At 37.3% G+C, this 21,542-nt stretch carries 19 protein-coding genes; 11 read left to right on the top strand and 8 right to left on the bottom strand.

The window, feature by feature from the left end; genetic code table 11:
• The first annotated feature begins 57 nt into the window (after positions 1 to 57).
• The 7 genes from ACWPWS_RS07490 (at position 58) to ACWPWS_RS07460 (ending at position 7,559) form a co-directional block, all read left to right on the top strand.
• Positions 58 to 1,344: a hypothetical protein gene (locus tag ACWPWS_RS07490; RefSeq protein ID WP_454046082.1), complete on the top strand. Its 1,287-nt coding sequence runs from the start codon at positions 58 to 60 to the stop codon at positions 1,342 to 1,344.
• 321 nt (positions 1,345 to 1,665) lie between these two features.
• Positions 1,666 to 2,958 (top strand): hypothetical protein, encoded by a 1,293-nt coding sequence (locus ACWPWS_RS07485; RefSeq protein ID WP_454046081.1) that lies wholly within the window; start codon positions 1,666 to 1,668, stop codon positions 2,956 to 2,958.
• A 76-nt stretch (positions 2,959 to 3,034) separates the two neighbouring features.
• Positions 3,035 to 3,958: a T9SS type A sorting domain-containing protein gene (locus ACWPWS_RS07480; protein ID WP_454046080.1), complete on the top strand. Its 924-nt coding sequence runs from the start codon at positions 3,035 to 3,037 to the stop codon at positions 3,956 to 3,958.
• Between the two features lie 180 nt (positions 3,959 to 4,138).
• Positions 4,139 to 4,882 carry a hypothetical protein gene (locus ACWPWS_RS07475; RefSeq protein WP_454046079.1) on the top strand — a complete coding sequence of 248 codons (744 nt, stop codon included), beginning with the start codon at positions 4,139 to 4,141 and terminating at the stop codon, positions 4,880 to 4,882.
• Between the two features lie 6 nt (positions 4,883 to 4,888).
• Positions 4,889 to 6,229, top strand: coding sequence for a S41 family peptidase (locus ACWPWS_RS07470; protein WP_454046078.1), 1,341 nt, complete (start codon positions 4,889 to 4,891; stop codon positions 6,227 to 6,229).
• Positions 6,230 to 6,487: 258 nt separating this feature from the next.
• Positions 6,488 to 6,757: a hypothetical protein gene (locus ACWPWS_RS07465; protein ID WP_105682721.1), complete on the top strand. Its 270-nt coding sequence runs from the start codon at positions 6,488 to 6,490 to the stop codon at positions 6,755 to 6,757.
• Between the two features lie 79 nt (positions 6,758 to 6,836).
• A complete protein-coding gene (locus ACWPWS_RS07460) occupies positions 6,837 to 7,559 on the top strand; it encodes a sterol desaturase family protein (RefSeq protein ID WP_454046077.1) in 723 nt (240 codons plus the stop codon).
• A 9-nt stretch (positions 7,560 to 7,568) separates the two neighbouring features.
• Here ACWPWS_RS07460 and ACWPWS_RS07455 read toward each other — a convergent pair whose 3' ends face one another.
• Entirely contained in the window at positions 7,569 to 7,991 is a 423-nt protein-coding gene (locus ACWPWS_RS07455; RefSeq protein WP_209784863.1) for a MarR family winged helix-turn-helix transcriptional regulator, read from the bottom strand.
• Positions 7,992 to 8,042: 51 nt separating this feature from the next.
• On the opposite strand from ACWPWS_RS07455, the gene ACWPWS_RS07450 reads away from it, so the two are divergent.
• Entirely contained in the window at positions 8,043 to 10,292 is a 2,250-nt protein-coding gene (locus tag ACWPWS_RS07450; protein WP_454046076.1) for an ATP-binding cassette domain-containing protein, read from the top strand.
• A gap of 394 nt (positions 10,293 to 10,686) precedes the next feature.
• Here ACWPWS_RS07450 and ACWPWS_RS07445 read toward each other — a convergent pair whose 3' ends face one another.
• The 7 genes from ACWPWS_RS07445 to ACWPWS_RS07415 form a co-directional block, all read right to left on the bottom strand.
• Entirely contained in the window at positions 10,687 to 11,721 is a 1,035-nt protein-coding gene (locus ACWPWS_RS07445) for a phytase (protein WP_454046075.1), read from the bottom strand.
• Positions 11,722 to 11,728: 7 nt separating this feature from the next.
• Complete coding sequence (locus ACWPWS_RS07440; RefSeq protein ID WP_454046074.1) at positions 11,729 to 14,539, bottom strand: TonB-dependent receptor; 2,811 nt, start codon at positions 14,537 to 14,539, stop codon at positions 11,729 to 11,731.
• 134 nt (positions 14,540 to 14,673) lie between these two features.
• The gene (locus ACWPWS_RS07435) at positions 14,674 to 15,057 is read right to left on the bottom strand and encodes a hypothetical protein (RefSeq protein WP_454046073.1); all 384 of its coding nucleotides are present in this window, start codon (positions 15,055 to 15,057) and stop codon (positions 14,674 to 14,676) included.
• 66 nt (positions 15,058 to 15,123) lie between these two features.
• Complete coding sequence (locus ACWPWS_RS07430; RefSeq protein ID WP_454046072.1) at positions 15,124 to 15,657, bottom strand: Crp/Fnr family transcriptional regulator; 534 nt, start codon at positions 15,655 to 15,657, stop codon at positions 15,124 to 15,126.
• A gap of 12 nt (positions 15,658 to 15,669) precedes the next feature.
• Positions 15,670 to 16,206, bottom strand: coding sequence for a TetR family transcriptional regulator (locus ACWPWS_RS07425; protein WP_454046071.1), 537 nt, complete (start codon positions 16,204 to 16,206; stop codon positions 15,670 to 15,672).
• A 56-nt stretch (positions 16,207 to 16,262) separates the two neighbouring features.
• Positions 16,263 to 16,976 carry a hypothetical protein gene (locus ACWPWS_RS07420; protein WP_454046070.1) on the bottom strand — a complete coding sequence of 238 codons (714 nt, stop codon included), beginning with the start codon at positions 16,974 to 16,976 and terminating at the stop codon, positions 16,263 to 16,265.
• 128 nt (positions 16,977 to 17,104) lie between these two features.
• Complete coding sequence (locus ACWPWS_RS07415; RefSeq protein ID WP_209784855.1) at positions 17,105 to 17,989, bottom strand: cupin-like domain-containing protein; 885 nt, start codon at positions 17,987 to 17,989, stop codon at positions 17,105 to 17,107.
• 233 nt (positions 17,990 to 18,222) lie between these two features.
• Between ACWPWS_RS07415 and ACWPWS_RS07410 the strand changes: the two genes are divergently transcribed.
• The 3 genes from ACWPWS_RS07410 to ACWPWS_RS07400 all read left to right on the top strand — a co-directional run bounded on the left by ACWPWS_RS07410 (position 18,223) and on the right by ACWPWS_RS07400 (position 21,538).
• Positions 18,223 to 19,518, top strand: a complete 1,296-nt coding sequence (locus ACWPWS_RS07410) for an Ig-like domain-containing protein (RefSeq protein WP_454046069.1) — start codon at positions 18,223 to 18,225, stop codon at positions 19,516 to 19,518.
• 194 nt (positions 19,519 to 19,712) lie between these two features.
• Entirely contained in the window at positions 19,713 to 21,209 is a 1,497-nt protein-coding gene (gene putP / locus ACWPWS_RS07405) for a sodium/proline symporter PutP (protein ID WP_454046068.1), read from the top strand.
• A gap of 164 nt (positions 21,210 to 21,373) precedes the next feature.
• Positions 21,374 to 21,538, top strand: coding sequence for a bacteriocin-like protein (locus ACWPWS_RS07400; RefSeq protein ID WP_454046067.1), 165 nt, complete (start codon positions 21,374 to 21,376; stop codon positions 21,536 to 21,538).
• Positions 21,539 to 21,542 lie beyond the last annotated feature (4 nt).

Below are 21,542 nucleotides of genomic sequence, written 5' to 3'. Positions count from 1 at the left end.
AAACACAATCAAGTTATAGATCTAAATAAAATAGAACACAATAATTAAAGCGGTACAATGAAAAAGTTAATTCCAATTGTAATATTATCGTTCCTTACAGCTTGTCAGCACGACAGATTAGAGGATAAGCAATCTTCGTTTGAAATAAAGGCTACTTCATCTGAATATATTACGGCTTCTGCACTTCCGGTAACTACTGTAAGTGGTAATATTACCACTAATACAATCTGGAGTGGAGTCATCGAAATGGATGGAATAATAACAGTAAAAGATGGAGCTACACTGACAATCCTTCCAGGAACATATATTAAAGCAAAACCAAAAGGAACAACAGCTCCGTCAGGAGTTCTGATCATCACAAAAACAGGGAAGATCAATGCCGTAGGAACAGAAAATCAGCCGATTATTTTTACAAGTTATAAGCTGTTGGACGGTAATGAAGATACTATTGGAGAGCCTGGCGACTTTGGTGGATTGATCCTGCTGGGGGATGCTTTAACGAATACTCCTTCTACAACAACCATTGAAGGACTTTTTGGACCTGATTATTATTATGGTGGGACTAACCAAAATCATAACGCAGGAATCGTGAAATATGTACGTATTGAATTCGGAGGAACAGATATATTCCCCTATACAATCCATGAAATTAACGGCCTTACTTTAGCCGGAGTAGGTAGTGGTACCACTATCGATCATATTCAGGTGTCTTATGGTAAAGACGATTCCTTTGAATTTTATGGAGGAAACGTAAATGCTTCCAATCTCATTTCTTTTGCACCAGATGATGATAATTTCGATTTTAATAATGGATATACTGGGACTGTTACATGTGCACTTGCTTTGGCAGACTATAATTCTACACATAGTCTCAGTGGGGCCGTCAATGATTCTCACGGTATTGAACTCGATAATAATATTGATGGAACATCTACACCATTAGTAACACATCCTGTAGTGAATAACCTTACAATAATAGGTTCTTGGAAATCCACTATGGGTGCTAGGTACGGAAATGGAATTTATATCAGAAGAAATGGAAGATTAACATTAAATGATGCTACCATTACAGGATATCCTGTTGGAATCAAAGTAGAAGGTACAGGTTCAATGCTTGCTTCTGCCTCTAATTATAATACAATTTTTGTTCACGGATTTACAATTTCCGTCACAGGGGCTGGTACATCAGGAATTCCTATGGCTAACTTATCTACTGGACTTTCTGCTTCCGGTTGGGGAATGAATCAACCATTTTTTAATGAGGGAGGATGGAATGTATCACCAAGAAATTGTGGCAATTTTCAAGGACTTTGGACCAAATATAATTTCTCCATTCTAGAATAAGGAAATGAGCCTTATGAGCATGGAAATAGAAACTTAGAGTAAAAAGATATCTTAATTATAGAAGCGTACAGGTTTCGGTAACCTGATCAAAACTGAAAAAAACTGATGATGCGCACAGCAGTACAGTTCTGAAAAAACCGGACGTTAACAGCTTTTCCCACGCTTTAACGGTTTCTATGGGAACTCCCGCAATGCAGTTCCTCCTGCAGCGATGGGATGAACACCAAAAAACAAATCGAAGGAATAGAGAGGAAGATATTCCTGAATAAAAAACTGATCTGGTATAAAATAACACGACCGGATTTATTAAAAATTATAACAATGAAAAGACTAACTCTAATTGCAGTGGCAGCATTATCTCTTACAGCTTGTCAAAACGATCAACTGGCGGATTCATCTTCTCCATTCGAAATGAAATCTACTTCTGCTGAGTACCTTACAGCTTCTGCTCTTCCGGTAACCAGCGTAAGCGGTGATATTACTTCAAATACTACATGGAGTGGTGTAGTTGAATTAAATGGAGTTGTAACCGTAAAAAATGGTGCTACATTAACAATTCAGCCGGGTACATTCATTAAAGCTAAACCAAGCACAAACAATACAGCTACAGGAGTTTTGGTAATTTCTAAAACAGGAAAAATCAACGCAGCGGGTACAGAAGCTCAACCTATCATTTTCACCAGCTACAAATTGTTAGACGGAAACGAAGATACAACTGCTGCTCCTGGTGATTTCGGTGGGGTTATCATTTTAGGAGACGCTCCTACAAACACACCTTTCACAAAAACGATTGAAGGATTATCTGGACCTGATTTCTATTACGGAGGTACCAATGCTTCTCACAACGGTGGAACATTGAAATATGTACGTATTGAGTTTGCAGGGTACGATCTTTTAGCGCCGAACTCAGGAAACGAAATCAATGGTCTTACGTTAGGTGGAGTAGGGAACGGAACTACTTTGGACCATATTCAGGTATCTTTCGGAAAAGATGATTCTTTTGAATTCTTCGGAGGTACAGTAAACGCTTCAAACCTTGTTTCTTTTGCTGCAGATGATGATAACTTCGACTTTGATAACGGGTATACAGGAACAATCACTTGTGCATTAGCTTTGGCAGATTACAACTCTACTCACAGTCTTAGCGGATCAAGCCCTGATTCTAACGGTATTGAGCTTGATAACAACGCAGACGGTTCTTCTACAACATTGTTGACTCATCCGGTAATCAACAACCTTACTATCATCGGAGCTAAGAACTCTAATAAAGGAGTATTGTATGAAAACGGTATCCACATCAGAAGACACGGAAGATTAACATTAAATAACGCTGTGGTTACAGGCTACCCTGTGGGTATCAAAGTAGAAGGTACAGGTTCTGAACTTTCTTCAGCTTCAGCATACAGCACAATCCAGATCCACGGATTTACTACTTCAGTTACAGGTACAGGAACAGCAGGAATCCCTGCAGCTAACCTGGCGACTGGTACGCCTGCATCTCTATGGGGTATGAGCCAGCCTTTCTTCAACGAAGGGGGTTGGAATGTATCTCCAAGAAACTGTGGAAACTTCCAGGGACTTTGGACAAAATACAATTTCTCTATTGTAGAATAATAAAAACTTTTAAAAAGCAGGGAACAGCATATGCTGATTCCTTGCTTTTACTTCAAAAACATTAATAATCAGTATTATGAAAAAAATAATTTTATCATCTGTTCTGTTTTTATCTCACCTGGCTGCAGCGCAGTCTCTGGTATGGGGAAATTCTTTTGATACTCCTGCTGATCTTCAGGGATGGACATTCCATGATCTGAACAGCAATGGTAACGGATGGGTACAGGGACAAAACATTTACCACAACGGAACTACTCTTACTTATGGAACTTCAGGTGTTCTTCGTCATTCTATCAGTCTGGTGCCAAGTGGAAATGCTAACGGATTTATCGCGGAAAACGACTGGATTATTTCTCCTCAGATTGATCTTACTAATACTGCAGGTACAGTTACTTTAGCTGCGAATATCGGAAGGCAGAGAACTACCCATACTATTGTTGCCAGAGATCTTTTTATCTATGTAAGTACACCACAGAAAGAAGTTCCTACATTAGCTGATTTTCAGGCTATGACGGTAGATGCAGATGGTAATGATATTCAGAGTCTTTATAAAATTCAGGTAGGAGATTCTGCCAATCCATTTCCGGCAGATCTTACCGAGTTTGTACAATCTCTTGTAGATCTTTCTGCTTTCGCAGGGAAGAAAATCTATATCGGAATGTGGTCGAACAGAAAAACAAGCGGAAATAATGTCCAGAATATCAATATTGATGAAATGGGAATTTATGCTACTTCATTTTTAACAACTAAGGAGATAAAAAGAAACAAAATTACAACACAAATAGCTGAAAATCCGGTAAAAGAATCTTTACAGCTGCAGCTTAATCCATCATTGAAAGAAACTACAACGGTAGTTAATATTTACAATGCAGCTGGACAAAAAGTATTGACTAGTCAGTATTCCAAAGGTATTCATATAGCTGGTCTTATAGCAGGAGCGTATATCGCAGAAGTTACAGACGGAAAGACAACGGAAAGACTGAAATTTATTAAAAAATAAGCATTCAGGTCTCTTAGAATCTGATTTTAGGAATACCATGAAATTTTATATAAAATAATGGGTAGTCTTTGAAAGAAGGCTATTCAGAATATATCCAACTAGTTTTTTTATAATTATATATTGCCCGGCTTATAGGGCTGGGCAATATTTTTAAGTTTTACAATGAAATAATTGAGAAAGATGAATAAAATCTTTGCATTACTCCTATTTTTTACGGTACTTTTTTCATGCACAGACAGCAATACAATGGAGTTGTCTGATAAGGTACAGAAACCCGGAGACGTTAATATCAAGGGATTTTCCAAACCGGATGCTCTTCAGCTGAGATTCAACGGACAGCCTGTATCCATTGACGGAAAAACGTCCTATACCAATAAAATAGAAACTCAGCTTCAGTTTGTACTGGATCAGGGAGAAACCAATAAACTGTCTGTCTACAATCATGAAACAAGCACCGAAATTGCAAAATACAATATTACATATGACAATATAGAAGACTATAAAGACCTGTACTTTTTTAATCTTCCGGGAATTTACCTGCAGACGTATGCGGTAAAACCTCAGGTTAATTTTGGGAAAGTAGGTTTTGAATTTATTTTCCCCAATCTGGGCGAAATTTCCGGTACTACCCTGAAAGATGTAAAAGGCGTTCTGAAAAGAGAAAATGGAGTGGTACTGGCAGAATTTGACAATATTGGGAAAGACAATTTTACCGCAGTGAAAATCTATAGTTTTTTCAGTTCTACAGCTCCGGTATATCTTGAATTATATAAACCGGGAGCTACAGAGCCTTATGCAGGAACTAAAATGATTCAGGTAAAATTAAAACAGCACACTGGGGCTAACATGATTGTCCTTCAGGAAAAAATGGAAAATGGAGAATGGGTGGTAAAAGGAGATATTGATGTCGCAGAATATCTGTAATTGCGTATGAAAAATTTTTTTAAACTTCAATGCATTGCCATCGCAGTCTTTCTCATTTCGTGTACGAATAATAATGATGAAAGCGCACCCGTTTTTCCGGAAGGAAGTACAGAATCTGTGAATCTCTGGGTTCAGGACAGCATGAAACGATATTATTACTGGGCAGACCAAATGCCTGTAAAGCCAGATTATCGGCTTCCCGTAAAAGATTTTTTTAAAAGTCTGCTGTCTCCTCAGGATCGGTTTTCTTTCATGGTGAATACTGAAGATTCCTCTACCTATCCACGTTCCATAAGGAATATGTATGGTTTTGATTATACCGTTGCCAAGCTTGCCAATAACCAGGTTGTTACAATCGTTAAGCTGGTTCTTCAAAACTCTCCTGCCTTTAACTCAGGGCTTGAACGGGGAATGATCATTACCAAAGTCAATGGAAAGATAATGACAGCCGCAAATGCCGAAGCAATGGCTTCCTCCATTAAAGATCAGACTGTGGTAGAACTTACCGTTGGAAAATGGCAAAACGGAGCTGTAACCGGTGAAAAAAATATTACCGTTTACTATGGTTTCTCTTTTGAGCAGCCCGTTTTATCTAAAGTTTTTGAGAAAAACGGTAAAAAAGCAGGATATCTGTACATCTATGATTTCCCAGACGGAATGGCACAAACCCTGAACCAGAAATTTGCAGAATTTAAGGCTGCCGGAGTACAGGAACTCATTCTCGATCTCCGATACAATTATGGAGGCTCTGTATCATCTGCGGCAACACTTTGTTCACTGATTCCTTCAGGGTTGTCATCTGGTTCGCCATTCATCATTTTTAAAGGAAATAAAAACGGAGGTGAAGTAAAAAGGACATTTGCCCAACAGATTGCTTATGATCCCAAAGCTCTTGACTTTAATACATTGCGTGCCAATGCATTGGGGTTGCAGAAAGTTTTTATCCTCACATCAAACAGTACAGCATCGGCAGCCGAAATTGTTGTGAATAATCTCAAACCTTATATGCAGGTTATTCAGATTGGAGATACTACACTGGGAAAAGATATGGCAGGATTTGTAGTAGAAGACAAACGTAAACCGAGAAAAATTTCCTGGCAGATCCATCCGGTAATTTATAAAGTATTTAACGCGAATGAAGCCGGAGAATACAGCAATGGAATTTCCCCTCAGGTCAATGTCAATGAATTTGCCGGACTGCCATTATTACCTTTGGGCGATCCTAATGAAACCCTTATTTCTTCTGCTCTTAATGGAGGTTATTTCAAATCTGCAGGTCAGGAAAAAAACGGAATTGTTAAAATTCTATATCAGAGTGATGTGCCTCCGGTGATGCTGGAAAAATAATTTGGATTGAAAAGACAAAGGAAATGAATGTCAATATTTTAAACCATTAAGAAGTTTGAAGAAATAAAGTAGAGTTAAGATCAATCATTCTGATCTTAAGTTAAAGCGAAGCTTGATCTTAATAATCTTAACGTCTTAATACAATCTTAATGGTTCAGGAAAAATTAAAAGGTTTAATTAATAATAAAAAATAATATATCGAATAGTAAAAGGATAAAACCTTTTTCCTATTCAGGAACACCATAAAATCACAAAATCATGCAGGGAATAGAACCAAAACTTCACATGAACCTGACCAGTCGTATTGAATATTATCGTCTGTTGATAGAAGCTGCAGAAGATCCTGAAAGCCAGCCTTCCGATGTGGTTACACAGATTTCAGAGCTAGGGAATCTGTATGAGGAATATCTGCTTAATAAAAAGAATCTGGAGAACAGCATCAAAAACTACCGCGAATATCATAATGATTTAAGAAAGAAATTGACGTCAAGACTTCGGGAGCTTAGAAGAAAGGCAAGACAGAAATAAACCCTGAAATGCACTTTATCGGTTGATTTTACTATGAAATTCATACCTTTATAACATCAAGCTGAAGGATGACGGGCTTATGAATTTTAATCAAACAGAACTTTCCGGTTATTTACAGGTATTTTGGCAGTTTTCCTGGCCACAATGGATCATATTCAGTCTGGTCATTAATATTTTTCTGTATCTGTTCTCCATAGGATTATATGTTTTCATTGAAAAGACTTGCCGTAAAAGCCAGTTACAGGAGAAAAATCATCCTGTCACAAGATCCGATTTTTACCTCAGCCTGATTACGGTTGTATGTAACAGTTTTGTACTGCTGCTTGGAGCTTTCTTATGGAAAACCGGGTGGATTGTGCTGGGACAGTCTCAATCTGTAATCGGGATCATAGCGGAAGTTGTTGCTTTGCTTCTCTTAATGGATCTCCTGATGTATTTTTTTCATTTTGCCGCTCATTTACCCTTTATCTATAAAATGCTGCATGGGAAGCATCATGAGCATGTCAGCACCAATTTTTTAAGTCTTTTTGTGCTGCATCCTTTTGAAACCATAGGATTTGGATTGATGATGCTGGTGTTACTTATAGGCTATGATTTTTCTGTGATTTCCATTTCAGTTTATCTTTTGCTTAATCTCATCTGGGGAACTATAGGACACTTGAACAGAGAGTTTTTTCCAGTTTCTTTTGACCGTTTCTTCGTGGGAACAACGAGGTTTCACAATCAACATCATTTGGATGAAAGCAAAAATTTCGGATTTTATACTTCTATCTGGGACAGATTATTTGGGACCTATAAGTAACAATACATTTTACAGTTTTAGATGGTTCAGTACTTTATCCAGCAGATAATTAAAATTTTTTAACTCTTCAGAGGTAAGTATAGTAGCTGTCTGGTGCGTGATAGCCTTACGGAAAGTTTCTGAATTATCTATAATAAACCTTCCTTTATCCGTTACTGAAAGATTGAATTTCCTGTGATCTGTTTTCTCCCGTTCCCGGGTAATGAAATCTTGATCAATCAGAAATTTTATCTGTTTTGATATGGCTGCCTGGCTGATGTTGAAGGCCATTGATATTTCCTTTCCTGTTATTTTTCCTTTTCTTAGGATAAATTCAATAATATTATAATGAGCTGCAGTGACTCCGTTAATATCGCCCCGGTTCATATGGGCCAGAATAAGGCACTGAAAATCAGTAAATGTGTTAAAAAATTCTTTTTCAATGGGTTTCATGTTAAATATACTTAACTTAGTTAATTATTAACAAAGTTAAACATTTTTACCATGGAAAATATAGAAATTACCAATGCCAGGCAGAATAATCTCAAAAATATTTCCATAAAAATTCCAAAGTACAGGATCGTAGTTTTTACGGGAGTATCTGGATCCGGAAAATCATCTTTGGTTTTTGAAACCATTGGGGCTGAAGCACAGAGGCAGATTAATGAAACTCAAAACAGTTTTATCAGAAACCGTTTGCAACATTATGGTGTACCGGATGTAGATAAAATTGAAAACCTTAATGTTCCTATCATTATCAATCAAAAACGTTTGGGTGGAAATGCCAGATCTACTGTGGGAACAGCGGCAGATGTGTCTGCTTCCCTGCGGTTGCTGTTTTCAAGAATGGGAGAGCCGTTTGTAGGATATTCTAATGTATTTTCATTTAATCATCCTCAGGGCATGTGTCCTGAATGTGAAGGATTAGGTTTTGTTCAGACTTTGAACGTGAATGCGTTAATTGATCAAGAAAAGTCTTTACATGAAGGAGCTGTCCGTTTCCCTACTTTTCAGCCTGGAGGATGGCGCTTAACAAGATATACTTTGTCAGGTTATTTTGATAATGATAAAAAGCTAAAGGATTTCACCGATAAAGAATGGGAAACTCTGTTGTATGCACCGGAACACAAACCGAAACACCCTCATAAAGAATGGGGAAAAACAGTGAAGTACGAAGGAATTGTTCCAAGAATCGAAAAAGCATTTCTGAAAAAAGACTCCAAAGAAAACATCACAAGAAAAGATGCTCTGAAGAATATTGTGATCACCAAAACCTGCCCATCATGCAACGGAAAACGGTTGAATGAAAAAATACTGTCCTGCAAAATCGAAGGTAAAAGTATTGCTGACTGTATGGCCCTTTCAGTGGATGAACTGCTTGGGTTCATTACTTCACTGGATTCAAAGCAATATGAAGTTGTCATCAAAGAGCTTTCCGCAAAACTGCAGAATATCATCACGATAGGATTGCAGTATCTGACGCTGGACAGAAGTACCAATACGCTTTCCGGAGGAGAATCTCAGCGTATAAAAATGGTGCGGAGCCTGGGAAACAGTCTGATAGATCTTTTATATATATTTGATGAACCTAGTATTGGTCTTCATCCCAAAGATCTGCAGAATATCATCACTATTATACAACAGATCAGGGATAAGGGAAACTCTGTTTTAATCGTAGAGCATGATCCGGATCTGATCAAAATGGCGGATTGGGTGATTGATATAGGTCCTGGTTCAGGAAGAAATGGAGGAGAAGTGGTATACGACGGAACATTTAAAAACCTGAAAAACTCATCAGGTAAAACAGGTTCTTATTTCGCAGAGAAACCTTCCATCAAACAAAAATTCAGAAAGCCGGATGGTTATCTGGAAATTAAAAATGCCAACAGGTATAACCTTAAAAATGTAACTGTAAATATTCCGACTGGGGTAATGACCGTTGTAACAGGAGTTGCAGGATCTGGCAAAAGCACCCTGATTAACCGTATTCTGCTTGAACTTTATCCTGAGGTGACCATTATTGATCAATCTTTGTTTGCTGCAAGTGCCCGCTCCAATCTGCTTACTTATCTGGGAATATCAGATATTGTCCGTAAGCTTTTTGCACAGTTTAATCATGTTTCAGATAAACTGTTCAGCAGAAACAGTGAAGGAGCCTGTAAAAACTGTAAAGGATTGGGAATAGAAAAGATTGATCTTGCTTTTATGGATGATATTGAACAGCCTTGTGAAGTGTGTGGAGGCTCGGGATTTGATCCTGATGTGCTGCAATACAGATACAACGCAAAAACAATTGTGGAAGTGATGAATATGACCGTTTCTGAGTCAGTTGATTTTTTTAAAGAAGAATTTATTCTTAAAAATTTTGATCTGCTGATACAGTTAGGTCTTGATTATCTGACATTAGGACAAAGGCTGGATAGCTTTTCCGGAGGTGAAAGACAGCGTCTGAAACTGACAAGAGAGCTGAAAAACACCAATCAGATCATTATTCTTGATGAACCCAGTACAGGACTGCACCCCAGTGATACCCAAAAACTGCTGACATTTTTTAATAGTCTTGTAGATCAGAATAATACGCTGATTGTTATAGAACACAATCTTGATATTATTTCGCAGGCAGACTGGATTATAGATATGGGGCCCGGCGCAGGGAAATTTGGTGGTGAAGTATTGTTTGAAGGTACTCCTCAGGAGCTATTGAAAAACAAAATATCATATACCGCAGAGTTTCTGAAGAAACATATTCAGTAAGAAGAGTATTGTGTAAAGATTGATTTACCTTTAGTTGGCAATAACAGCTTAACTTAAATTATTATTTAAAAACGCAAATTTTAAAATGTAAATAATTCATTTAAGACGGGAAAGTGTAGCCGTAAAACTGCTTAAAAAGCTTATGGATAAACACCTCGCTTCATCAGTCGATTGCAAATCGACTCTTTCTTAGCTCCCTTAAAATAGTACGTAATAAGAAAGAATCTTTGCGTTGAAAAACTTTAAGATAATAAACCATGAAGAAGAATGAAAAAATGAAGAGTATTAAGATGGGCTATGTTGTCATTGCGAGCCACAGGTGAAGCAATCTCGTGACTTTAACTCAACTTAATACTCTTACAATCTTATTCAAACTTAATGGTTTAGAATATATTTATTTTCCAGTTTTCACCGCTGATTTGATGGCTTTCTCAACCATTCTCCAGTCATAAAAGTGAAATACCCGGCCATTACTCATGGCAACAAAAACTCCTTTAGGGAACTTTGGACCTAAATTAACATTTGTCACTTCAGACCCATCACTTTCCAGTGTAGAAACCGGGATTTCTGCAATTCTTCCTTTTGATTGATCTTCTCTTAAATAAACATTGAAGGTGTCATTCTGCTGATTAGAAACCAGGATATATCCTTTCCCTTTAGAAGTAGGGTAGATGGAAATTCCTTCCACATCAGATTTAAAATCCCCTTTCCCGAAAACGGCTAATTCCTCATTGCCTTTCTCCGGATCTGCATAATATTTGTGAACCCCAAACTGCTCATCAGAATAATAGATATAACCCATTTCGTCATCTACTGCTATACTTTCAATCTCCTTCAGACCACTGTATTTTCCAAATTTACGAACCACTTCACCTGTTATAGCACCATTCTTTTCAGTCAGCTTGTACTGCCAAAGGTAACCGTCACTTGGTCCTGATTTTCTTCCGGCAATGACAAATATTTCTCCAGTTTCCGGATTTTTATACATGGAAACACCCATAGGTCCACGTTCTGATTCTCCGTCAAATACAGAAATTTCTCCAATTTCTTTCAGCTCAGGAAGCGTATATAACTTTACTTTGTTGGTTTCCCTTTCCGTTACGGCAGCAATATCTGTTTTTTTACCATTGAGCATAAAACCATATTCCAGATCAACGTTGTTGGGACGTTTCAATCCCAAAACCTTATTAATAATTTTTCCGTTAAGATCGAAGGCATACAATCCGCCGTCCGTATCCTTATCTGTTCCGATAATGATACTTTTTGAAGCATCCTGAGGATTGATCCATATGGCGGGATCATCCGTATCATGAACCACCGTTTCTGTGATCACTGCAGGTTTTAATTTTTCTGTTACTTCTTTCTGCCCGGTACAGTTGATCACAAGAGGAAGAACTGAAAGGGCTACTATATAATGTATGTTTTTCATGTGTATTTTAAAAATCAAATTTCACTCCCATCGTAAACCTTGGTCTGTAATATTCAGCCTGAGCGGTTCTGCTTTGGATCCCCTGATAGTATCTTAACGGCTGATTGGTAAGATTATTGGCTTCTGCAAAAACTCTGAGCTGGCTTGTAATTTTATAGGAAGCATTGGCATCAAGGAAAAACTGTTTGTCATAATAACGGTCATCAAACGCCTTGCCACCCAGCTCATCAATATAATGTGAGGCATAGTTCATGGAAACCCTTGCTGAAAAACGTTTGTTCTCCCAGGAAAGAGATCCGTTAAACATATGAGGAGCTGCCCCCGGAAGTCCTACATCTGTTCTTTCAATGCCATCTTCATTGGTAATTCCTTTTGCTTTGGATTTGGTATAGGTATAATTTACGTACACTCCAAGTCCTTTCCAGAAAGCTCCGGGAATAAAATCAAGCTGTCTTTGTAAAGCCACTTCAAAGCCATAAATGTCTACGTTGTCACCATTGCGCTGCTGGGTAAACTTCCAGTTGCTTTCTCCTGCAGGAATAGGGTTGGACTGTCCTGCAAAATCACTGGCAAAATCATTAGCCGTATAATTTCTTTTGGAATAGGTATAAATAAAGTCGTTCAGGTTTTTATAGAAAATTCCTCCGGAAAGAATTCCCACAGACTTAAAATATTTTTCTGCCATGAAATCAAAATTATAAGCATAGGTTGCCTTTAAGTTTGGATTTCCTGCTGCAACGATCTCATCCTCTGAAATAACATTCAGATAAGGAACCAGTGAATAATAGTTCGGGCGGGCAAGAGCTGTTGTGAATGCTGCACGAAGTACAAGATCCTGCATCGGAACATATTTGAAGGAAATATTAGGGAGTACGTTTGTGTATGTATTGGTGTTGTTAATTTTTCCTACAAGATCTTTTTCATTCATCACATAATTTCCGGTGTAATCTATCTGGGTAGTTTCAATACGTGCTCCAACAATCATAGATAATTGATCATTGAAATCCTGATCCCAACGGACGTAACCTGCATAAATCTGCTCTTTTGCACTGTAGTTGCTGGAAAGGTACTTTTCAGGCTTCAGCTTACCATTAAACAAATTTGGATTGAATAAATCCAGACTTCCAAGGAATGAAGGATCAACAAATGTTCCCGGAACATAATTTCCGGCCTGGAAATTATGACCATCAAGATTGATCGTTGGTACAGATAAGAGACTTCCCATATTGCTGACTGGAGTAAAAGCATAGAAATCATTCTCCCTTTCCTTTTTCTTCAGACGCATACGGAAACCGGTACGAAGACGCCCTTTCTGACCATCAACCACAGAAAATGGAAAACGTACATTCACTTTTGCTCCCAATTCTTTTTCCTGCGTAAAGTTGTTGGCATCTGAAAGATCACTCAGTTTGTAGCTGCCCAGATTGTCTGCTGCCAAGAGATTAAATGTTGGCTTTTCAGGATTGCTAAGGTCTGGAGAGAAGTTCATTTTGCTGTTTTCAAACTCTATATAACGCTGATGAGGCTTATCTTCACTTGCAATGGCATAGTTGACAGACCAGTCAAGATCTACTTTAGAACCTAATAAATGTTCTCCTCTTAAAGCATAGTTCTGAACTCTTTGTTTTTCCAGACGGGTATTGTCATTATCGGCATCACCGCCTTTATTCTGTCTTGTAATACTTCCTTTCCAATCAGTAATCTCCGTTTCATCGGCGCTGTAGACTGGTTTTATTTTATATCCTAATGCCAGTCTGGTTTCTTTATCATTTCTGAAATTGTACATGGCAGAAGCGTAGATCTTGTTTTTAGAATTAAATTCATAATCCATATTAAGATCAAAACTGTGTCTGATACGATGCTCATTATAATAACGTACCCCCATTTTGCTGACATACACTGTTTGGGCAAGATCATTAGCCTGGCTCCATACAGGTTCAATATTATCTGAACCAAAATTGTTGTTATTATAAGAAAAACTGAATACAGCTCCTAGTTTTTTATCCAAAAATCTATTTCCATACACAAATCCTGCTGTATAATTTCCTTTTTCACGAATGGGATTGTATCCTCCTGCAACGGTCGCAGAAATCCTCTGTCCGTTCGGGGACGCTCTGGTAATAAGGTTTACAGACCCTCCGATGGCATCGGCATCCATATCCGGAGTCAGGGTTTTATTAACTTCTATCGTAGAGATCATGTCGGAAGGAATCAGGTCCATCTGGACATTACGGTTATCACCTTCAGCAGACGGAATTCTGTCCCCATTCAGGGTAACGGAGTTCAGATTCGGTGCAAGCCCTCTGATGATAAGGTTTCTGGCTTCACCCTGATCATTCTGTATGGTGATCCCCGGTACGCGTTTCAGGGCATCCCCGATATTGGCATCAGGAAAACGACCGATCTGATCCGAAGAAATTACATTGGTGATATTGGCGTTATTTTTTTGCTTGTTTAAAGCTCTGGCTTGATTTTTCAGGGTGGATCCAGAGACTACAACTTCTGCAATAGACGTTTCTTTCTTGTCGAAAATAATATTCTGACGGGTATTTTTCTCAGATTCTACCGTTACATTATATTCATGTACGCCATAACCGAGATAATCAATTTTCATGGTGTAACTTCCTGGTGGAACATTCAGGAATACAAAGTTTCCATGTTCATCAGAAGTTGTATAAATATTTCCCGGACTTAGGGAAATCTTGGCTCCTGGCAGGGCTATCTTCGAATCATCGTTGATATTTCCGGAAAGAGAACCGGTTTGTGCATAGAAAAAAATTGAAGCACAAAATAAAACAGACGTAAAAATTTTTTTCACTTTTCTTAGTTTTAGATAAAAATCGCAACAAAATTAAACGTCTGTTTGGGAAAAGTGTTGAAGGGAAAATTAAGATTATCTTAAGAATTGTTAATATAGAAACTTAATACGGTAAGGCAATATCGTTTTATGCTCTATATTTCAGATCCCAGATTTTTCTCGGCTTGATTTCCTTCCAATACTACAGTCAGTTCATCACATCGTATGATCTTATTATTCTGAATGGTAAATTCTGCCAGTACTTTATGGATAACAAAACTTCCGTCTTTTAATTTAGAATGTACCACATGATGGGTAAAGATGATGTTGTTATTTTCAGCATGGCTGATGAACTCAATCTTTTGTTCTGCCACTTTTTCTTTCAGTTTTTTAATATGAAGAACAAATTCTTCATAATTTAATTGCTGGCGGTCAACGAATTGGATGTAATTTTTTGAGAAATACTTTTCAATGAGTAATTCGTCAAATGCAGGGTTTTCCAGAACCTCGCTGAAAACCTGTTGGATAAAATGTTTCATAACTTTATTATTTGAAACAAAATTATCTCAGAGATGGGTCACTAGACGATAACAATTGTAAAGAAATTATCTGCGGTTTCTGATTCTGCTTAGTGAAACACTGGTAATTCCCAGATAGGAAGCTATATAATGTTGTGGGAAACGGAGAAGAAGCTCTGGTCTGTCTTTTAAAAGCTGTTCATATCTTTTCTGTGGAGAATCTTTAATAAAAGAAACCAGCCGATTATTAATTTCACTGAAGCGCCTGTAAAAAAGAGGATGAAAAGTTTGCTGGAACTCCTTGCCTTCCATGAGTTTATGAAAAACATCTACATGCATCTCATATACTGTGGAAGATTCCAGTGTTTCTATGATAAACTCACTTCGGGTACCATTCAGGAAGCTGTTAAAAGATGAAACGGCTTGATTTTCTGTAATAAATTCCAATGTAAGTTCTTTTCCGTCCTGATAGAAAAATACTCTTAAGGCTCCGTTTTTTACCAGGAACATCTTATCTGAAACTTTTCCTTCTTCAAGAAGGATGGTTTTAGCAGGATACATAACTTCAGATAATACATGAAGATCTGATTTAAAAAAAGAATGAATATCCGGAATATGCATATCTGAAAAGGATTAAAGTGAGGTGCTCAGTATTTCCTTTACAATAATTTTAGACTTTTCAATCAGTTCATCAGACCTGTACAGCTGGCTGGTCAGGATTGAACTTTCAAAAAGAAGGTAAACATGAGCTGAAACCATATCGTTTTGAATGTCTTCATTGAAGCATTCTCTGAGTTTATTTTTATGATCGCGGATTACTTTGTGAATTTCTTCCTTATCAGCAGGAATTTCAGATAAAATATTCAGGAAACTGCATCCTCTGAAATCTTCTCTTTTATTCATATCCATCAAAAAATCAAATGACTTCAGGATTTTTTCCTGTACTGTTTCTGCTTCTGATGTAAATTTTTCAAGTTCAGAAACCCAGTAATCATACCTTTTATTAAGAAATTCGATGCAAAGGTCATCTTTAGATTTGAAATGCTGGTAAAAGCTTGCTTTTGAGACTTCAGCCTCGTCAATAATCTGATTAATCCCCGTACTGTTATAGCCTTGTTGATGGAAGAGAACCATAGCGGTGCTTAATATTCTTTCTCGAGGTCGGGGCATGATGTAAGATTTTTACAAAGGTAAGGAAATATGAACAGATTGGTATGTGTTGATTTCTAAATGAATCCTCTGGCATAATAAAGCTGAATGACAAAGAAGAGTACTGTAAAAAACCAAACAACGTAAGGATGGTAGCTGAAATTATTCTTCAGGATATAGTGTAATGCTTTGAAGAGTTTGAAAATACCAATTATTCCAATAATGATAAAAACCACAAAGACCAGGAAAAACAGATAATCTCTTGTTCCATATTGATTCACCTTCCCAATATGATCCAGGTAGGCATCTACATTTAAGGTTTGTCCCAGGAACATAGCCGAACTGATGAGTATAAAAAATGGAGTAGACGTATACACAGTTGTATAAATGAAAGAAAATAATAAGGTACGGAAGGTTACAGTATTGACTTTCTCTTTTTTGTACCATAATAAAGCGACACTGAAGATGACCGCAGTAATATTATTCATGAGGAATATAAACAGAGCTTTTTCCACCATACTTAATCCCTTGATCTTCGAAATAATATTATGCTCACCCCCATAATCCATCAAAAGCACAGAGATGATCACAGAGGTATAAACAGAAAGTTTGATGGGAGAAAGGTAGTCCTGAAAACGCTCGGTTTCTTCTTTTTCCATCTCATGTACAGAAAGATCATAACAGCGGCGTGGATCCTGAAACAACTTGAAAATGGTTACCGGAACCAGCAGTATTTCGATAATAATCTGCAGGCATAGTTTTTCAAAACTATCTATCAATTTTTCAAACATATAGACGGATATTAAGGGAACGTTTTTGCAATTTACCTAATTTTTGAATTAGATTTTAAAGGGGAATAAAAAAAGAGTGGATGATTCTGGTTAAATCATCCACTCATTAATTATCTAAAAAAGTTTTATTACTTTTTGGGAAGCCCTTTTTTCAAGGCAATATGGGCTCTTTCTACAGCTTTTCTTTCTTTCCAGTCCATATACCTCTTTTTGTATCGTCCTTTCATGAAATTATCAAAATTACGCTGAACAGCAAGATTCCAAAGAGAATGTGCTTTTACGGCCCAGCTTTTGTCCCAGGCACGCAGGGAAATAGAGAAAGATCCGTCCAGATACTTCATCCAGTGCCACCAACCTGTGGGCATGAATAAGGTATCTCCGTGTTCCAGGAAGCATTCAATTCCTTCAATACCATCCAATGCCGGGAATTTTTCAAAATCAGGATTGGCGATATCATAATCTTCCAGTGCATACGTGGCATAAGGAAGTTTATACAGACGTGTTTTCCATTTGTATTCAAACAGAAGAACATGCTTCCTTCCGTTGAAGTGAGTATGGAAAATATGCGGCATATCAATATCATAATGAAGAAAAGTCACAGAACCTTTACCTCCGAAAAACATACTAGGATATTTATCTAAAAATCCACCCATAAGATTCTTTGGCGGAACATAGTCTTCCAACAATTTTGGCGCAAATTTTATAGGATCAAAGAAGAAAATTCTCAGATCAGTAGGCTCTCTCTGAATAAGGTCAACATAATCACGAAAAGGCATTTTCGTAGTCGGTGTATTGATGGGAGCGGCTGGATCAGCTTTGGCACTGTCATAAAGGGGAACTTCAACGTCGCCTACTACTTCCTTCATGTAATCCATCGTCCACTTTTGATAGGCGGGCCACTTTCTTGCCATATTTCTGATTACCACTGGCTTACATGGCTTTAGATATTTTTCACGGAAATCTTCTTGTGAAATGTCATCTACAATATCAATTGGTTTAAGGATTATTCCCATTCGTTCAAATTATTAAGCTAAAGTATTAAATATTTGCGACAATAAAATGGAAAGAATTAAAATTATTTGGAATTAATATAAATAAATAACGAATTACTATTTAGGCTTCATTTTTTTAGAGTTATTACGATGTGAATTTACCCTCTGTTCCTTTGATATCTGCGGTCTTTACGATGTAAAAGATATTTGTGAGATACAATAATTGTATGTATAATTGTTCTCTTAAAATAACCATGAGACGTTTTACTACCATTATTTTTTCACTTGTATTTTGCACTGCCTTTTCGCAAAAATCAACCAAGATTTTTACTTCAGATATTGATAACTTTTGGGTAGCTTATGACAGCATCCAAAAAACAAATGATCATTCCGGAAAGCTGGATCTTATTAAAAAACTTTATACCGACAAAGCAACAAAAGGGCTGAAAGCTTTTATGAAGGCCAGAAATTATAATGATAGCGTTTATGTAAAAGTCATTGGCCAGTATCCGAAATTCTGGAATTCAGTGAGACCGAATACTTTAACAATAAAAGCCAAGACCAAAGAACTGGAGGCTAGTGTTGCCAGACTGAAGGAGCTGTATCCTGCCCTTAAAGATGCTGAAATGTATTTTACCATTGGTGGGCTTAATGCGGGAGGAACAGTGAGTGGTGATATGGTATTGGTGGGGGCTGAACTTGCCACCGGACTTCCGTCTACAGATACCTCAGAATTCAAAGATGAATGGTTGAAGAGTCTTTTTGCAAACCAGTCTCTGGATAATATCGTTTTCCTGAATATTCACGAATATATACATACCCAGCAGACGGGATCTCAAAATAGGGTTTTAAACCAGGCTATCAAGGAAGGATCATGCGATCTGATTGCCGAACTTGCGATGAAAGAATCTCCCGAAAGAAAATATATTTCTTACGGAACTGCTCATGACGTTGAAGTTAAAGCCCAGTTTAAAAAAGAAATGTTTACCAGTAATCTTGCCAACTGGTTTTATAACGGAAGACAAAAAGGAGAAGGTGCAGATTTAGGTTATTATGTAGGATATGTGATCAGTAAAATGTACTACCAGAATGCAAAAGATAAAAAACAGGCCATCAAAGATATTATTGAACTGAACTATAGTGATAATAAATCTGTGGAAGACTTTCTGGACAAATCAAAGTTTTTCAAAGAAAAAATTGATAAGCTTGTCAAAGAATATCAGAGTAAATTACCTTATGTAGTGAAAATAGAGCCAGCCAATGGTTCCGAAGATGTAAATGCAGATACAAAAGAACTCCGGATTACTTTTTCACAGGAAATGGTTCCCGGGAAATATTCCTTCAATCTGTCTGATAAGGGAAAAGAATATAATCCAATGACAAAAATAGCAGGGATGGAAAACAATAATAAAACTTTGCTGGTATTAGTAGATCTTAAACCCAATAAAGAGTATGAGTTTGTGCTTACCAATAAAGGTTTTATTTCTAAAGAAGGTCATCCTCTAAGAGACGAGAAACTTCTTATAAAATTTACAACCGGCAATAAATAGCCTTTTTCATAAAGGGATAATTAATATGGAGGATCTGAAAATGAATTTCTTTTATCCTTGATTATATTTTTGGTAGTGTGTTAAAATTGTATTGATTTCCTGGTTTTTTTAGCCTTTTCATAAGATTCTGTGGATGGAAGAAGATTTAACCTTTTTCAAAAAAAGGTTATATTCGGCTTCGTAAAAATAGTGATATGCAAGTATATGAAGGGATTTCTGTGGGCTTATATCTGTTATTAATGATAGGTATAGGTATATATTCTTATAGAAAATCAACAAGTAATTCAGAAGAATTTTTAATTGGCGGCCGAAAAATGGGAGCTGCCGTAACAGCACTGTCTGCAGGGGCAGCCGATATGAGCGGATGGCTTTTGATGGGCGTTCCGGGAGCAATGTATCTGTCCGGAATTTCAAGTTCCTGGATTGCGATAGGCTTAACCATTGGAGCTTATCTCAATTATATTATTGTAGCCCCAAGGCTCAGAATTTATACAGAAGTGGCGCAGAATGCCATTACGCTACCTGTATTTTTTGAAAACAGGTTTAAAAATAAAAATCAGCTTCTGAAAATCACATCCTCTATTTTTATTCTGGTATTTTTTACTCTGTACACTTCTGCAGGAATGGTATCCGGAGGAAAATTATTCGAATCAGCTTTCGGGATGGATTATACTGTAGGCTTGCTCCTGACAAGTCTGGTAGTAGTGCTGTATACATTTCTAGGTGGATTTCTGGCAGTAAGTCTTACTGATTTTGTGCAAGGCACCATCATGGTGTTGGCATTGGTGATTGTTCCTATTGTAGCGATTACTCAAATAGGAAGTGTGGGAGAGACGTTTTCCCTGATTGAAGCAAAAAATCCAAAATATCTGGATCTGTTCAGAGGAACCACCACCGTAAGTATTGTGTCTTTATTGGCATGGGGATTAGGATATTGTGGTCAGCCTCATATTCTGGTCCGTTTTATGGCTATTGATAAACCGAAAGATCTGATTAAAGCAAGACGCATAGGGATTACATGGATGATCTTTACTGTAGCAGGAGCTCTGGCCATAGGATTGGTAGGAATCGCTTATCTGCAAAAGTTCGATATGAATACAATGATGAAGTTTGACGGATCAAAGACGGAAGCAGAAACTATTTTTATTTATTTCTCCCGTATATTATTCCATCCGTTTATTGCAGGATTTTTACTTACAGCCATTCTCGCAGCAGTAATGAGTACGATTTCTTCCCAGTTATTGGTGACTTCAAGTTCATTAACAGAAGATATTTACAAAGCTTTTCTTAATAAAAAAGCAACTTCCAGGCAATTATTAATGGCGAGCAGACTTTCTGTTTTACTCGTAGCCGTCATTGCGGTACTTTTATCCCTGGATCCCAAGGATAGTATTCTTAATCTTGTAGGAAATGCATGGGCCGGCTTTGGTTCTGCATTCGGACCGTTGATCCTGCTGTCTCTTTTATGGAAAAAGGCAACATGGCAGGGAGGTTTTGCCGGGATGATGGTAGGAGGAATTACGGTCTTAGCATGGGTCTATCTTCAGCATCCATTAAAAGACTGGTACGAAATCATTCCTGGGTTTACCCTTTCTCTGTTGACTAATATGATTGTTTCATTATCAACCTATAAACCAGATGCTGTTATTGAAAGCGAGTTTAATGAAGTTAAAAAAATAATGCAGGAGTAATATAGAACCTTTGCAATAATACAACAATAATATACCCTTGCTAAACAGTGAGGGTATATTTTTTTCATTTTTCCCAGCCTATTATATTTTAATGCATTGCAATTTAATAATCTGTATTAAAAATGAGTTACATTTTGTTATTTCAAACCAAAAACTTATTGATCATGAAAAATCTAAAGAAAATCGCGAGACAAAGTTTAAAAACAATCACAGGAGGTCGCACACCTGCAGAGAGTGAGTGTATAGCATGTGGATGCCCTACATCAGCATGTTATTACAAAAACGGAAACGGAGGTGGCGACGGTTGTGCTGATATCAGATGTGCATAAACAT

The sequence above is a fragment of the Chryseobacterium sp. Marseille-Q8038 genome, from assembly GCF_965111995.1.
This window is presented reverse-complemented; position numbering and strand designations above follow the sequence as displayed.

Bases quoted from the DNA above. Each gene is read 5' to 3' on its own strand.
- ACWPWS_RS07425 (WP_454046071.1), bottom strand. From the start codon at position 16,206: ATGCCCCGACCTCGAGAAAGAATATTAAGCACCGCTATGGTTCTCTTC.
- ACWPWS_RS07450 (WP_454046076.1), top strand. From the start codon at position 8,043: ATGGAAAATATAGAAATTACCAATGCCAGGCAGAATAATCTCAAAAAT.
- ACWPWS_RS07455 (WP_209784863.1), bottom strand. From the start codon at position 7,991: ATGAAACCCATTGAAAAAGAATTTTTTAACACATTTACTGATTTTCAG.
- ACWPWS_RS07435 (WP_454046073.1), bottom strand. From the start codon at position 15,057: ATGAAACATTTTATCCAACAGGTTTTCAGCGAGGTTCTGGAAAACCCT.
- ACWPWS_RS07465 (WP_105682721.1), top strand. From the start codon at position 6,488: ATGCAGGGAATAGAACCAAAACTTCACATGAACCTGACCAGTCGTATT.
- ACWPWS_RS07460 (WP_454046077.1), top strand. From the start codon at position 6,837: ATGAATTTTAATCAAACAGAACTTTCCGGTTATTTACAGGTATTTTGG.
- ACWPWS_RS07480 (WP_454046080.1), top strand. From the start codon at position 3,035: ATGAAAAAAATAATTTTATCATCTGTTCTGTTTTTATCTCACCTGGCT.
- ACWPWS_RS07475 (WP_454046079.1), top strand. From the start codon at position 4,139: ATGAATAAAATCTTTGCATTACTCCTATTTTTTACGGTACTTTTTTCA.
- ACWPWS_RS07490 (WP_454046082.1), top strand. From the start codon at position 58: ATGAAAAAGTTAATTCCAATTGTAATATTATCGTTCCTTACAGCTTGT.
- ACWPWS_RS07430 (WP_454046072.1), bottom strand. From the start codon at position 15,657: ATGCATATTCCGGATATTCATTCTTTTTTTAAATCAGATCTTCATGTA.
- ACWPWS_RS07415 (WP_209784855.1), bottom strand. From the start codon at position 17,989: ATGGGAATAATCCTTAAACCAATTGATATTGTAGATGACATTTCACAA.
- ACWPWS_RS07485 (WP_454046081.1), top strand. From the start codon at position 1,666: ATGAAAAGACTAACTCTAATTGCAGTGGCAGCATTATCTCTTACAGCT.
- putP (WP_454046068.1), top strand. From the start codon at position 19,713: ATGCAAGTATATGAAGGGATTTCTGTGGGCTTATATCTGTTATTAATG.
- ACWPWS_RS07420 (WP_454046070.1), bottom strand. From the start codon at position 16,976: ATGTTTGAAAAATTGATAGATAGTTTTGAAAAACTATGCCTGCAGATT.
- ACWPWS_RS07400 (WP_454046067.1), top strand. From the start codon at position 21,374: ATGAAAAATCTAAAGAAAATCGCGAGACAAAGTTTAAAAACAATCACA.
- ACWPWS_RS07470 (WP_454046078.1), top strand. From the start codon at position 4,889: ATGAAAAATTTTTTTAAACTTCAATGCATTGCCATCGCAGTCTTTCTC.
- ACWPWS_RS07445 (WP_454046075.1), bottom strand. From the start codon at position 11,721: ATGAAAAACATACATTATATAGTAGCCCTTTCAGTTCTTCCTCTTGTG.
- ACWPWS_RS07410 (WP_454046069.1), top strand. From the start codon at position 18,223: ATGAGACGTTTTACTACCATTATTTTTTCACTTGTATTTTGCACTGCC.